The following is a 13474-nucleotide window of genomic DNA, read 5'->3' as shown; positions in this document are numbered from 1 at the left end:
CCACCTATTCTTCGTGACCGGCCCCCCGACCCGTCAACTCGTCCGCAATGCGGCGGGACGGAAGTGTGCCGATCCTGTAGAGAACATAAGCAGCGAATCGATAATTCGTATTCGTCCTATTTAGATGACTATCGAAAGCCCTGAACGTAGTGATTTCTATCCTGATATTCTTTGCCCTATCCAGTAAGTCCACTTCACCCGAAGCGAAGTACTGGAAACGACCTGGTTTCATCAGATCCAATTCTGCCGCTATTGCCTCATGCAGCGCCGTTCCAAAAAACCTGCGAGCGCCGTTAAATTTCTTCAGGCCTATGAGTCTCGCGTATTCGTTGTACTCCGCGTCGCTTAGCGTGCGCAACACATAGTCGGGCCCTTTATCCATAACCCGTCGAGCGGCCCAAATAACCATCCGGGCCGAGTCTCTTGCCTTTCTATCCTTTGGGTCAACATTACCTATGACAACGGCGATGTTGGTCGTTAGTAAGGCTACATAAGAGAATGGTTTAACACAGTCTCCCCCGACTATCTGACAAAACCTCTCATCGATCCTCTCGAGGAAAATATCCCGCAAAAGCCCATCTTTGCTTGCGAGAGCATTATGAATTTTATCATAACCGTACTTCTTGCTCATGTCTTGAATGGCTTGAAGGTAGGCTTTCCTCCATTTCTTCTCGTCGTCGACACGCTTGATGCAGTAGCTCGTTGAGTGCATCTTTTCACATGCCGCGATTTCTTCGGTCGGGTCATCATCGTCGGGTAGATTTGATCCGGCAGCAGCCTTTGTGCTCAATTTCGCTATTTTTGCAAGAGCCTTGATGCTTCCTGCTGGATCGCGCAAGATTTGATGGACGAGCCGTATAATCCCAAGCGGGTCACCCACACTCTCGAGCAACCATAAAACTGCAACGTGCCTTTTATCTTCGTCTGATGACTCAGACGAAACGATGGCACCAGCGCACCCCCAGATGTCGCAGGCGATGGGGCCGCTGCCTCCGCCGATTCCGCAGCTCCCGATACATTGACCACCGCTTCCTGCGAGAGGTGGGCCGTCGTAGCTGGGGTTGTCGCTGCCCCAGCTGTCCATCTGGGTGGTGTAGTGGCCGGTGGGGTCGGTGCCGGTGAGAGGAGAGGCGTTGGCGTAGGTGTAGCGGTTGGCCTGCACCGACGGGTTCGGATTCAGCGTCGCGGTATCGCGGCTGGTGAAGTTGCCGGTGCCGGGCTGGTACCAGCGGGCGTGCATGTTGACCTTGCCGGTGTCCGGGTCGGTGTATTCGCCCTGGTAGCCGAGGGTGGTCTTGACGCCTGTTTGGGCAGTGACGGTGCCGAACGGGTCATATGCGGTGGTGGTGGCCAGCGCGGTGGTGCTGTAGGTGGCGACCAGGTCGCCGTGCAGGTCGGGCAGTGTGGCCAGGGCGGGGTTGGTGCCCTCTTGCTGGCCGAGGAGCGTGCCTCCTGCATCGCGGCCGTACTTGGCCTGGACGGCGCCGCTGCTGTCGGTGATGGCGGCCAGGTCGTTGCTCAGTCCGGCGTAGGCGAAATTCTGCTTGGCCGCCCCCTTGATGCGCGAGTTGACCCGGTCGAGGGCGTCGTAGCTGTACAGCGAGTCGCCGTCGGCGATGAGGCGGTCGAAGGCGTCGAAGGTGTAGTTGGTGGTGGCGCCGGCTTTGGTTTCCGTGGCCAGGGTGCCGCGCGGGGTGTAGGTGTAGCCGGTGCCGTCGCCTGAGGTTAGGCGGTTGCGTTCGTCGTAGGTGTAGGCCTTGGTGCGGTTGCCGGACTTGTCCCACTCGTAGGCGGTGGTGGCGCCGCCGGGGGCGGTCCAGGAGGTGAGGCGGCCGGCGTGGTCGTAGCCGTAGGTGTTGGTGCCCGCTCCGGCCAGGCCTGCGGTGGTTTTGGTGGTGAGGTTGTCGTCCTTGTCCCAGCCGTAGGTGATCTTGGCGAGTTGGATGCCGGTGCTGCTGCCCTTGCGCAGCGTCTGGGTTTCCAGCCGGTCGGCGTAGTCGTAGGTGAAGATCTGGGTGTCGACGGGGGTGGTGCCGGTGGTGGCGGTCAGCGAGGACAGGTTGTCGGCCGCGTCGTAGCCGTAGGTGAGTTTGCGGCCGGTAACCGGGTCGGTGGCGGTGGCCGGGCGGTTGTTGGCGTCCCAGGTGAAGGTGGCGGTACCAGCGGCGTCCACGCGTTGGGTGGGTTGGCCGAGGCCGTCGTAGGCGTAGCCGGTCAGCTGGGTTGTGCCGCGCTTGATCGACAGGGGCAGCGTGCGGTCGTTGTAGTCGACGGTCAAATCGCCGATGGTGGTGGGACGGTCGGCCAGGTCGTAGCCGAAGGTGCGCTCCGCAGTGGCGGCGCCGCCGCCCGCGCCACTTTCCTTGGTGAGCCGTCCGAGGTGGTCGAAGGTGCGGTCGATGCGCACCCCGCCGGGCTGGATGACGGAGGTCGGATTGCCGGCCGCGTCATAGCCGGTGGTCCAGGTACGGTCGGCGGCGTCCGGGTGGGCGGTGGTGGCCGGTTCGGTGACCGTTTCGGCCAGTGCGAGGCTGTTGTAGGTGGTCCAGGTGGCGTTGCCGCGGCCGTCGGTGAGCCGGGTGCGGGCGCCGGTGGCGTCGTAGCCGAAGCTGGTGGTGATCGAGTCGGTGGCCGAGGTCGGCTCGATCAGCGAGGTGGCGCGGTTGAGGGCGTCGAAGGTCTGCTTGGTGGTGTGGCCCTCGCCGGAAGTAACGCTGGTCTGGTTGCCGGCCGGGTCGTAGCCGGCGCTGGTGGTGCGCCGGATCGTCGTGCCTTCCAGGTCCTTGGCGGCGATCTTGCGGCCGGCCAGGTCGTACTCTGTGGTGGTGGAGTTGCCTCGCCCGTCGGCGGTCTTGATCAGGCGGCCGGCCAGGTCGTACTGCATCGTGGTGGTGATCGCCGTGGCCGTGCCCTTGGCGACGATCTGCGTCTCGACTTCACCGGCCGCGTTCGGCGAGTAGTCGATGGTCTTGGTGCCGGGCGCCTCTGTTTTGTAGAGGAAGCCAGCCTGGTTATAGAACAGCTTGGTGGTGTAAACGGCCGCGGCCGGCTTGCGTTCGATCTGCGTCTGGGTGACCTGACGGCCCAGACCGTCGTAGGTGGCCTCGCTGCGCGCGCCAGTGAGATCGACGGTCGCCTTCTTCGAGCCGTCCATGTAGTACTCGATGATCGACCGGCCGGGGGTCTGGCCGTCCGGGGCGGGGTCGGTGATGCGGACCTGGCGGCCGAGCTTGTCGTACTCGAACGTCGTGACGTAGCCGCGCGGGTCGGTGGTGGTGATCAGCTGACCGGCCAGGTCGTAGGTGTGCGCGGTGGTGGGGGTGATGGCGGTGCCGCCGGGCGGAGTGTAGCTGGGGGCGCTCTGGCTGGTCAGTCGTCCGGCCTTGTCGAAGACCGAGGTGACCGTGCGGCCTTCGGCGTCGGTCTCGTGTGTCTTGGCGCCGAACGCGTCGTAGCCGAAGTGAGCGGTGGGGTGCGCGTCGCTGGATGTGCCGGCCTTTTCTACCTTCACCTTCGGACCGCTCGCCTCGATCAGCCGGCCCAGCGCGTCATAGCGCATGGTGGTGGTGAAGTCGGCTGCATTCGCGTCGGTGGCGTTACCGCGCGGGTCGATGCTGGCGACGGCCAGACCGCGCTCGTCGTACGTGGTGGTGGAGACCAGGTCTTGGTCGCCGTTCTCCACGGTGGTCTTGTTGGGCTGGTTGACCTTGTTGTAGGCGTACTCGGTAACCTCGGCACGAGTGGAGCCGGCGCCGGTGCGGGTGGACTTGAGCACATTGCCGTTGGCGTCATAAACGAAGGCCGTCTTGCGGGCCAGGCTTGAGGGATCGAAAGTCTGTGAGGTCAGTCGGCTGGCGGCGTCATAGACATACTCAGTGGTGATCGACTTATCCCCGCCGGTGACCAGTTTGATCTGGTTGCCTGCCGCGTCATAGGTGTGATTCTCCAGCACCACATCGCTGGTGGTGGTCGTGGAGTCATTCAGCAGGGCGCCTACGGCAGTCTTCTTCTCCAGCAGGTCGTCCTTGAAGTAGCTGAAGGAGGTCGTGCGGCGCATCGCGTCCGTCTGAGTTTCAAGGCGGCCGCCTGGGTCGTAGGTGAACGACTCCAGAACCTCGTCCTTGGCCGGTTGCGGATTGACCGGGCTGCCGGTCCAGCCCTTCAACGTGCGCGAGGTGAGTAAACCGCGCGGGTCGTAGCCGTACTCCACCACCGCGCCGCGGGCGTCGGTGATCGTGGCCAGCTGACCGATGGCGTTCCAAGTCTGCCGGACGACACCGCCCTCGGGGTCGGTGGTCGTTTCCAGCTTGCCGTGGGTGTCGTAGGTGTAGACGATGGCACGCTCGGCATCTCCGCCGGTCAGGTCGGTGATGGTGTCCCTGAGCTTGTTGCTGTCCGGGTCGTAGCCGAACGTGGTGCGCTTGGTGTGCGTGACCTGGGAGACCTCGTTCTTCACGCCGGGCTCGGTCTGTGTCGCGGGGCGACCCAGTCCGTCATAGGTGAAGGCGGTCTTCACTCCGTCCGGATGAGCTGGTGATACCTCTGACTTCTCGCGTAGCCGCCCCAGGGCGTCGTAGCTCAGCTTGACCAGCAGACCGGCGGGATTGCTCTGCTCGGCGAGATCTCCGGCGGCGGTGTAACGATAGGTCCAGGTGTTGCCCCGGGCGTCGGTTTGCGAGGCGATCAGACCGGCCGGGGTGGAGCCGCCCCCGATCGCCGCCTCGCTGCCGTCTGTGTAGATGACGCTGGCCGAACGGCCGTTGGGGAAGTCCGGAGTGGCCGGGGACGTCTCCTTGAGCTGCTCACCGTACTGGTTGAACTCCCACTTGGTGACGTAGGTGTCGTCGGTTGCTCCCCACGAGCGTGCGTCGCGATAGGTGAGCTGCCGGCCGTTGCGCGGGTCGAATTCGTCGTTCTTGTTCAAGTAGTACGTCGCATGGGTCCGCTGACAGTCATCCGCCTTGCGGCAGGATTCGCCACTGATCGGTTGCCGCGTTCGTCGTTGTACAGCCTGAAGACGTTCCCGTTGCGGTCAGTGATCTTGGCCAGGAAGCCGCTGCTGTCGTACTCGTGCTTTATCACCTTGCCGAGCTGGTCAGTCACCGAAATGGGACGGTAGTCACGGTCGCCCTCGTTGACATAGGTCAACGTGCCATTTCGGGGGTCGGTGACTGCGGTTGTCACCGCGATACCGTCTTCTGCGACGACGTCCCCGTTGTACTGCAGGCTGCCCAGCTTCCAGGTGCCGCCGTTGTTGTCGGTATGTGTCAGCAGGCGGCCGCCGTCGGCATCGTAGGTGTTGATCGACCAGACTCGCCCGGACGGCAGGGTGACCTTGGTCAGTTGCGGCTGCGCCAGCCGGGCCGCGAAGTGAGTTCGGACCTCGGCCAGACCGAGTGGCTTTCCGTAGACCGCGACCTCGTCGATGTCACCCGCGAACGGGAAAGCACTGCTGGTGGTGACGGTCGACGGCCAGGAGGCGGAGGCATATCCGTAGCCGATCTGCGCATCGCTTCGGTCGAGATTGGTGATGGTGCCGTCGAGGGTGCCAACGGTTTGCCCGTCGAGGTAAAGGGTTTGGGTGTTCTCCGCTCCAGACAGCACGACGTGATGCCACTTGTCGTCGTTGACGATGGTGGCCGAGGTGATCGGGCTGGCTGTGCCGGTGTTGAACTGGCCGCGAAGTTTGCCATCCTTGCCCACATAGATGGCCGGGATTGCAGCGCCACCCGAGAGGGTGTCGTAGCCGATCACCGTGCCGGAGGCAGTCGTCTTGAACCAAGCCTCGAGTGAGAGAAAACCGCCGTTGCGGCTGATCGCAGCATGCGGTAGCTGCACGTAGGTGGAGTTCGAGGTGCCCTTGAAGCGCATCGCCTTGTCGCTGGTCCCGGCAAGAGCTCCGGCGATCCCAACGGTGGCGTCGAAAGTACCGCCGTCGAGAACGGCCTCGTTCGGGTCGACGTCCCATTCAGCAGAGTCTGCGATTTTAGAACCCAAGGCGACTTGCGTGTCGCCCAGGCGCCAGTAGCCGGTCGGCCTGGTGTCCACCGCTACGGTGCGGTAGCGCGAGTTTCCGGTGTAGGCGTAGGTGGTGCACTCCGTCCCGGCGGTCGGCGGGCACACCGCGGTGAGCGTGTCCCCGTCGTAGCTGTACGTCCAGGTCAGCGCCTTCCCGTCGACCGGGTCGGTGGACACACCGGTGACATGGTTGCCCGTCCAGACCAACGTCAGCGACCGGCCTCCCGCCGTCGTGGTGATCTTCGCGAGTTTTCCATCGGTGCCGTAGGTCAACTGCTGCGCCCGGTTGCGAGCGTCACTGATCTTGGTCAGACGACCCTGGGCGTCGAACCAGAAAGAGGTGGACGTCTGATCCATCAGCCGCCAGCCACCGCCTGCGACTGTGGCCAGCTTGGCCAGCACGCCCAGCGGAGCCGCGTAGCTGCCGTCTGCCTTGGCGGCGAACCGATACTGGCGTCCGTTGGGATAGGTGACCAGGACCGTCTTGGTTTGCGGTTCGTCCTGGATCCGCGTGTCCCACTGCGTCGTCCATCCCGCGCCGAACGGGGCGTCGGACCGCGGGTCGAGGCTGTTGTAGGTCCGGGTGATCGACAGCGGCGCCCCCACGGTGGCCACTGAAGCGTCGGTGGCCGTCTGGGTGTAGTTGCCGGTCACATGGTTGAACTCGCGTCCGTCGGTGCCGGAAGCCAGTAGCGCGTTGATCGTCCCCTGCCCCGGGGTGACTGTGAAGGTCCGCCACGGCGAGATCTCTTTCACGCCGCTGGCGGCGGCTTGCACCTGCCACCAGTAGGTACGGCCCCATTTCAGCTTCCCGGCGGGTACATCCCAGCCATTGGACAGCCCCCAGTTGTTCGAGCTCTCGCACCACGTCCAGTTGCCCGGCGTCCCCTCACAGACCTGGAACCAGTACGTGACGTCCGCCGACTCATCGCCGGGCGTGGCAGAGGCGGACAACGTCGGCGTCAGCGAGTTGACCTGTGAGTTGTCAACCGGCGAGACCCAGTCCACTGTCACCGGCGCGACCTTCAAGGATTGCCACTCCGACCACGGTCCGGCAACCGAATCCGTCGACGCTGCCCATCCCTGCACGCGCCACTGCACCGACCAGCCATTGGACAACTTGCCGTCAGGCATGAGGATGGAGATACGCGAGCCAGACGGTGACGTCGCAGCGGTGCTCTCGGAGTAGATCAGGCCCGTCCCTTGAGACGGGACGCCCGGATCATGCCGCACCTCTAGATTGACGCCAACATTGCGGTTATCTGGATCCTTCACCACCGCCGTCAGCAGCGGCCTCAACGACGAGGTGACCCACGTCTTCGCGTCCAGCCTCGCAGGGGACGGCAACAATGACGACACCGACGGCTTCGACCGGTCAACCCGCAGTGACTGCCACGCTGACCAGACACCGTACGTGCCCGACGCACTGGGGCGAATGCGCCACTGCACTGACCAGCCGTCGAACAGTTTCCTCGTGGGAACATCCACCGATATGAGGGATCCTGAAGCGGAAGAGGAGCCGGTATCGGTCGACCAGATCAGCCCTGATCCCTGCGCTGGCACAGCTGGATCGTGCTGAATCTCCACCTGCGCACCGACCTTGCGATTATCCGGATCCGTCACAACCGCCGACAGCAACGGCGTCAGCGACGGCGTCACCCAACCGTTCGCCGACGACGTCCCCGGAGACACCAACAACGACGACGCCACCGGCGTGGACGCATTGGGAGCGAACGTCACTTCCGCATGCGGTTCCTGGCCGGGCTGGATCCCGTCCAATGACCGCTTGTCCGCCTTGCTTTTGCGGTCAGCAAGCGGCGGAGGAGTCCTCAACCCCTTCTCAGCCTGGCGGAGAGCACATGACGCTTCTCCAACGGAAGTGCACCCTTGGGGGGCTTCGGATCCTGCTTCGGCCTCTTGGCCGAAGTTTCGCCCACCCTGGAGGGCACCTGCGCCGCTGTGCTGAAGCCCGTGCCGTACTGCTGCTGGGGAGTGAGCAACGACCCCTGAGCCACAGTCTCCGCAATCGATGCCGCAGCCGCGCCAGCAGGCCCAACAGGAAGCAACAAGAGCCCCGGCAGCAGGGTCACAGCCAGAACCGCTACCAACCACTTATGAACAAGCGAAAGCACACTAAACAGGCTGCGGCGCATACGCCGTCACACTCCGAAGCACGCGGGCCGCCTTGCGGCGCCGGACGAAGCTCCACCCACCCGGTACGAACCCGAAGATTCTTGACCCATGCGGCTCGGAGCAAGATTGCCAAACGGGCAAAGCGTAAGCTGCGCATAAAAGGGACACAAGATCGATTTTTGCGATCAAGGGTCACGGAATGCGACTTACCACAGGATCAGTCCCGCATGACGACATGTATGCGCATGACATGCTAAGGAGTGGTATATCGCTCAGGTTCGCTGGACAGAGAGGGCGTTCACTAGAGGCCGGATCAAGTGCAGGCCATCATCGGCCTGCTGAATGAAGCGCGTGTACTCCAGGCCTTGGACGTCCTGTCCATTCTGAGCCCGGCCGTACTGGCCGTTCTGAACCTGGCCGTCCTGCGCATACTGGCCGTTCTTGCCCTGGCCGTTCGGTGGGGTCATGGGGGGCTGGCCGTTCTGGCCGGGGCGCATCATGCTGCGGAAGCCGCAGCCCGGGGCCGAAGCCTGCGCTGCCCGACGGTCCCGCCGTCGGGTTCAAGCCGTTGACCTGGGGCTGGAGCGGCGTCACCGCGTACGCGGCCGGGCCGGCGAGCCCGGCGATCACCGCCGACGCCAGCCTGATCGCGGCCAGCCGGACCGCGACCTCACGACGGAACATGGCCAGGACCAGCCCCACCACTGCGACAACCGTCGCGGTGAGCATCACCCAGGCCAGCCACGGTACGAAGTGGGGCGTACGGCGCAGGACCATGAACGACCACGCGCTCGCGGGGGCTAGTCGGTGCCGAGGATGCGCAGATCGTGGTGGGTCTTGAAGTCCTCGTAGTCCTTGAGGTTGAGCGTGGCCAGCGGTAGGTCGTAGGTGAGACAGCAGGCGGCGATCCACATGTCGTTGATCGGGCGGGGGCGTCCACGCTGGATGCCGGCGGCCGACAGCCGGCCCCACATCGCCGCGACCGGCTCGTCACCGGGCAGGATCGGGAGAGCGCCAGTCGGCCAGCTCCTGGCGGCTGTGGGTGCCCCAGCGGCGGATCTCGGCCCACTTGGTCAGCTCGCCGAAGGTCACGAAAGTGATCAGCGGCTTACGGCCGATCAGACGGGTGGCCAACGGGCCGGTGAGTTTGCGCTTGTGGATCAGCGAGGCGACCTCGGTGTCGTAGATGACAGGTTGCGCAGCGTTGGTTCAGGCTACGTCGTGATGGCGCTCGGCGTAGGTGGAGGCCAGGAACTCCTCCAGTTCCTCGTCCGACTCGAAGGTGTCGGCGGCGAGGTCGTCCACGGAGCGGATCGGCTGGGTGTTCTTGGCCGCGAGCAACTCCTCGACCGACAAGCGGGGCCTGATCGGCGGGTAGGCGGGGTGGTCCGCTTCGGGTGTGCTCATGAGGACCTCCTCCGGAGCGCTGCTAGCTGGCAGAACTCAGCATTCGATGCCCAGCCGTCGTGGATACTGGGCTTTCACTCTTCGTTTCTTCTATCGCCGCCATGTTCGCATCCGGTCCGTTTGACGTGCGACGCCGTATTGCTGTTCGAGGTGGGTGGCGCTGGTGAGCCTTTGCCGGGGCCTCCATTCGCCCTGTTCGATGCGAGCTCGCAGCAGCAACGCAATCTGCTCATACACCGGGGAGCCGGCTTCGTAGGCAACCACGTACCGACAATAGAGAGGCTCCGCTGTTTGAAGGTCCGCTCTGGGGCGCCCCGTCGCCATTGATCGCGGCGCCCCTTGCCTCGGATCATGCGGTGCAGTCGTACAGGCCGTCCTGACCGGTTACGGCCTTGCAGTTGGCCTGGACCCAGGTGGTGACCTCGTTGTTGCCCCTGCCGGGGCCGCCTCGGTCGTCGCCGCCAGCCAGCACGTAGCGGAGCTCGCCGGACGCCACCAACTCCTTGAGGCGGGTGACGGTCATGGCGGGGTCACTGCCGGTAAAGCCGCCCATGGCCATGACCGGCTTGCCGGTGGACAGGATGGTCGATGACGCCTGCATGGCGCTGCTCACGGCCACAAGCCACTCCGCCTTGCCCTGGTTGGCCTCTAGGTAGGAGATCATCGAGCTGCTGATGCCGCCGCCGAAACTGCCCATTCGTCCGAACCGGCTGTCCGCGCCCTGCCCGTCCTGCCCGTCCTGAGCCCGGTCGTACTGGCTGTCCTGCACATCCTGGCCGTTCTGGCTCTGGCCGTCCTGGCCGTTGGATGGGGTCATGGGGGGCTGGCCGTTCTGACCGGGGCGCATCATGCCGCGGAAGCCGCCGCCAGGGCCGAAGCCCGCGCTGCCCGACGGTCCTGCCGTCGGGTTCGAGCCGTTGACCTGCGACTGGAGAGGCGTGACTGCGTACGCGGCCGGCCCGGCGAGTCCGGCGATCACTGCCGCTGCCAGCCCGATCGCGGCCAGCCGGACCGCGACCTTGCGACGGAACGTGGCCAGGACCAGCCCCACCACCGCTACAACGGTCGCGGTGAGCACCACCCAAGCCAGCCACGGTACGAAGTCGGGCGTACGGCGCAGGACCGTGAACGACCAGGCGCCCGTGACGGCGATGCCCAGGGGCAGGACCCACGCCCACGCCCGCGAGTGCCGGTAGGCGTCCCACATGGCCAGTCCGCCGAAAGCGGTGACGGCGGCGACGGCAGGTGCCATGGCGGTCGTGTAGTACGGGTGGAAGGTGCCGCTGGCGAAGCTGAACACCATGAAGTGCACGACGAGCCAGCCACCCCAGACCAGCCACGCGGCGAGGCTCGCTCCAGGCTGAGCAGCAACCCCTGAAGCGCCGGCGAGTATGGGCGAGGCAGTGACTTCGGACGCGGCACCACCCTTAGGCGCGGTGCCAACCACGGACGCGGTGCCGACTTCGGATGCGGCGCCAATCTCGGGCGTGACCAGGCTGACCCAAGGCGTGGTCGCCTCAGGCTTGGCGACGCCGCTCGCGTCCGCAGCGCCCCCATGCCTAGCGGCGGCGCTGGTGTCCGTGTCGGCCCCAGGCAAGGCAGTGAGCTTGGCGCGCCGCCACCGAGCGGTCAACGCGAAGATCAGGGCCAGCCCGCAGAACGGCAGCAGCCACGAGATCTGGCCCGCCATCGTGTCGTTGAACAGCCGGTCCGCCCCCGCCGCCCCGCCGAACGAGGCGCCACCGCCACCGCCGCCACCCGGACCGCCACCGCTCTGGCCGAAGACACGGCCCAAACCGTTGTAGCCGATGACCAGGTTCCAGACGGTGTTGTCGGTCGAGCCGCCGATGTACGGACGGGAGTCGGCGGGCCAGAGGTCCACGATCACCATCCACCAAGCGCTCGACACCACCATCACAGCGCCCGCCGCCAGCAGATGCCCGACACGCTTCACCCACGAGACCCGTGCACACAGCAGGTACGCCAGGGCGAGAGCGGGCACGACCACGTACGCCTGGAGCATCTTGACGTTGAACGCCAGTCCCACGAACAGCGAGCACACCAGCAGCGAGCCCAGCCGCCCGGTGCGCAGTGACTCCAGGCAGAACCAGGCGGCCAGGACGAGCAGCAGCACCAGGATCGTGTCGGGGTTGTTGTCGCGGTTGATCGCCACGGTGATCGGGGTGAGGGTCATGACCACGGCCGCGATCAGGCCCGCCACGTGTGCCTGCCGTACCTCCGAGTGGGCAGACACGACGACGGGGTAAGCCCGTCGGACGGCGGAGAAGACCAGGCCGACGGAGGCCACGCCGGCCAGCGCCTGTGGGATCAGCATGCTCCAGGTCGAGAAGCCGAAGATGCGCGCTGACAGGCCCATCACCCACAGGGCCAGCGGGGGCTTGTCGACGGTGATGTACGAGCTGGAGTCGATCGCGCCGAAGAAGAACGCCTTCCAGCTCTTGGTGCCCGAGAGGATGGCGGCGGAGTAGTACTCGTTGGCATTGCCGCTCAGCGCCCAGGTGTAGAGGACGAGGGCGACAGCCAGGACCGCCCAGAGCGCGGGACGGGACCAGCGGGGGTCCTCCGGGGCGCCACGCCAGATCTGGGCTGGACGGGACATACGGCGGTGACTCGGACGGGCGAGGGTCGTGGTCACGAGGTCCTCCGGCGAAGGTTGGCGAACGCGATGCGCATCGGTCATGACGTTCTCCGGCGCAGATGGAAGATCCGGACGCGCATCCGTCATGACGTCCTCCGGCGAGGGTTGAAGACCCAGACGCGCAGCAGCAAAAAGCGGACCAGCGTGGCCAGCGCGTTCGCCACCACGACCGCCACCAGCTCCACCCCATGAGAGGCCCCGTCCGGCAGCAGCGCCAACACGCCGCTGGTCAGCGCCAGCCCCACGAGGAACGCGATCAGCCCCTCGAACTGGTGCCGCATGGCCCCCGCCGACCCCGTCACCCCGAAGGTGAAGCGTCGGTTGGCGGCCGTGTTGGCCACGGCCGTCACCAGCAGCGCGATCGCGTTGGCCGCGAGCACCGGGATCGCCTGCCGCAGCCCCGAGAACAGCAGCAGGTACGCCAGCGTGCTCACCATGCCCACGACCGCGAACCTGGGCAACTGCGCCGCCATCCCGCGCGGCAACCGCGCCTGCGACACGCGGGCGGGCACCGGGATCCGGGCTGCCCCGGACAGCGTCTTGCGGGCCACCCTGACCAGGCCGCGCAGGTCGTCCATGGCGGTCTGGAAGACGTCCACCCGGCTGTCGGGGTCGTCCACCCAGTCGACGGGCACCTCGTGGATGCGCAGCCCGTGCCGCTCGGCCAGCAGCAGCAGCTCGGTGTCGAAGAACCACTGTTCGTCCTCGACGGCGGGCAGCAGCGCCTGCGCGATCTCGGTGCGCACGGCCTTGAAGCCGCACTGGGCGTCAGAGAATTTGGCGCCCATGACGGAGTGGAGCAGCAGGTTGTACGAGCGGGAGATGAACTCGCGCTTCGGCCCGCGCACCACCCGCGACGTCCTGGCCAGCCGGGTGCCGATGGCCAGGTCGCTGTGGCCCGACAGCAGCGGGGCCACCAGCGGCAGGAACGCGTCCAGGTCGGTGGACAGGTCGACGTCCATGTAGCTGACGACGTCCGCGTCGCTGTCCGACCACACCTGGCGCAGCGCCCGCCCGCGTCCCTTGCCGTCCAGGTGTACGGCCCGTACGTGCGGCAGTTCGGCGGCCAGCTCTATGGCCAGCTGCCAGGTGTTGTCCGTGCTGGCGTTGTCGGCGATCGTGATGCGGTAGTCGTAGGGGAAGGTGCCCGAGAGGTAGGCGTGCAGCCGGCCGATGCTGTCGCGCAGGGCCCGCTGCTCGTTGTAGACCGGGACGACCACCTCGACCAGCCGGGTCTTGACTGTTGTGTGCATGCCC

At 65.6% G+C, this 13474-nt stretch carries 8 protein-coding genes; all 8 read right to left on the bottom strand.

What is annotated here, in order from left to right:
• Window positions 1-4: 4 nt before the first annotated feature.
• Window positions 5-4924 carry an RHS repeat domain-containing protein gene (locus tag LDL49_RS04870; RefSeq protein WP_225289663.1) on the bottom strand — a complete coding sequence of 1640 codons (4920 nt, stop codon included), beginning with the start codon at window positions 4922-4924 and terminating at the stop codon, window positions 5-7.
• Window positions 4921-7797, bottom strand: a complete 2877-nt coding sequence (locus LDL49_RS04865) for a LamG-like jellyroll fold domain-containing protein (RefSeq protein ID WP_225289662.1) — start codon at window positions 7795-7797, stop codon at window positions 4921-4923. Before LDL49_RS04865 ends, LDL49_RS04870 begins: the two co-directional genes overlap by 4 nt.
• A gap of 626 nt (window positions 7798-8423) precedes the next feature.
• Window positions 8424-8651 (bottom strand): hypothetical protein, encoded by a 228-nt coding sequence (locus tag LDL49_RS04860; RefSeq protein ID WP_225289661.1) that lies wholly within the window; start codon window positions 8649-8651, stop codon window positions 8424-8426.
• A 300-nt stretch (window positions 8652-8951) separates the two neighbouring features.
• Complete coding sequence (locus tag LDL49_RS04855; protein ID WP_225289660.1) at window positions 8952-9125, bottom strand: PIN domain-containing protein; 174 nt, start codon at window positions 9123-9125, stop codon at window positions 8952-8954.
• Between the two features lie 16 nt (window positions 9126-9141).
• Window positions 9142-9285 carry a PIN domain-containing protein gene (locus LDL49_RS04850; RefSeq protein ID WP_225289659.1) on the bottom strand — a complete coding sequence of 48 codons (144 nt, stop codon included), beginning with the start codon at window positions 9283-9285 and terminating at the stop codon, window positions 9142-9144.
• Window positions 9286-9360: 75 nt separating this feature from the next.
• Window positions 9361-9558 carry a hypothetical protein gene (locus tag LDL49_RS04845; protein ID WP_225289658.1) on the bottom strand — a complete coding sequence of 66 codons (198 nt, stop codon included), beginning with the start codon at window positions 9556-9558 and terminating at the stop codon, window positions 9361-9363.
• Window positions 9559-9907: 349 nt separating this feature from the next.
• Window positions 9908-12214: a glycosyltransferase family 39 protein gene (locus LDL49_RS04835; RefSeq protein ID WP_308016070.1), complete on the bottom strand. Its 2307-nt coding sequence runs from the start codon at window positions 12212-12214 to the stop codon at window positions 9908-9910.
• An 86-nt stretch (window positions 12215-12300) separates the two neighbouring features.
• Window positions 12301-13470, bottom strand: a complete 1170-nt coding sequence (locus LDL49_RS04830) for a bifunctional glycosyltransferase family 2/GtrA family protein (protein ID WP_225289656.1) — start codon at window positions 13468-13470, stop codon at window positions 12301-12303.
• Window positions 13471-13474 lie beyond the last annotated feature (4 nt).

This window comes from Nonomuraea aurantiaca, assembly GCF_020215705.1.
GTDB lineage: Bacteria > Actinomycetota > Actinomycetes > Streptosporangiales > Streptosporangiaceae > Nonomuraea > Nonomuraea aurantiaca.
The sequence above is the reverse complement of the archived record's forward strand: the minus strand, read 5'-3'. Positions and strand labels throughout refer to the sequence as shown.

Bases quoted from the DNA above. Each gene is read 5' to 3' on its own strand.
- LDL49_RS04855 (WP_225289660.1), bottom strand. From the start codon at position 9,125: ATGTGGGGCCGGCTGTCGGCCGCCGGCATCCAGCGTGGACGCCCCCGC.
- LDL49_RS04845 (WP_225289658.1), bottom strand. From the start codon at position 9,558: ATGAGCACACCCGAAGCGGACCACCCCGCCTACCCGCCGATCAGGCCC.
- LDL49_RS04860 (WP_225289661.1), bottom strand. From the start codon at position 8,651: ATGATGCGCCCCGGCCAGAACGGCCAGCCCCCCATGACCCCACCGAAC.
- LDL49_RS04830 (WP_225289656.1), bottom strand. From the start codon at position 13,470: ATGCACACAACAGTCAAGACCCGGCTGGTCGAGGTGGTCGTCCCGGTC.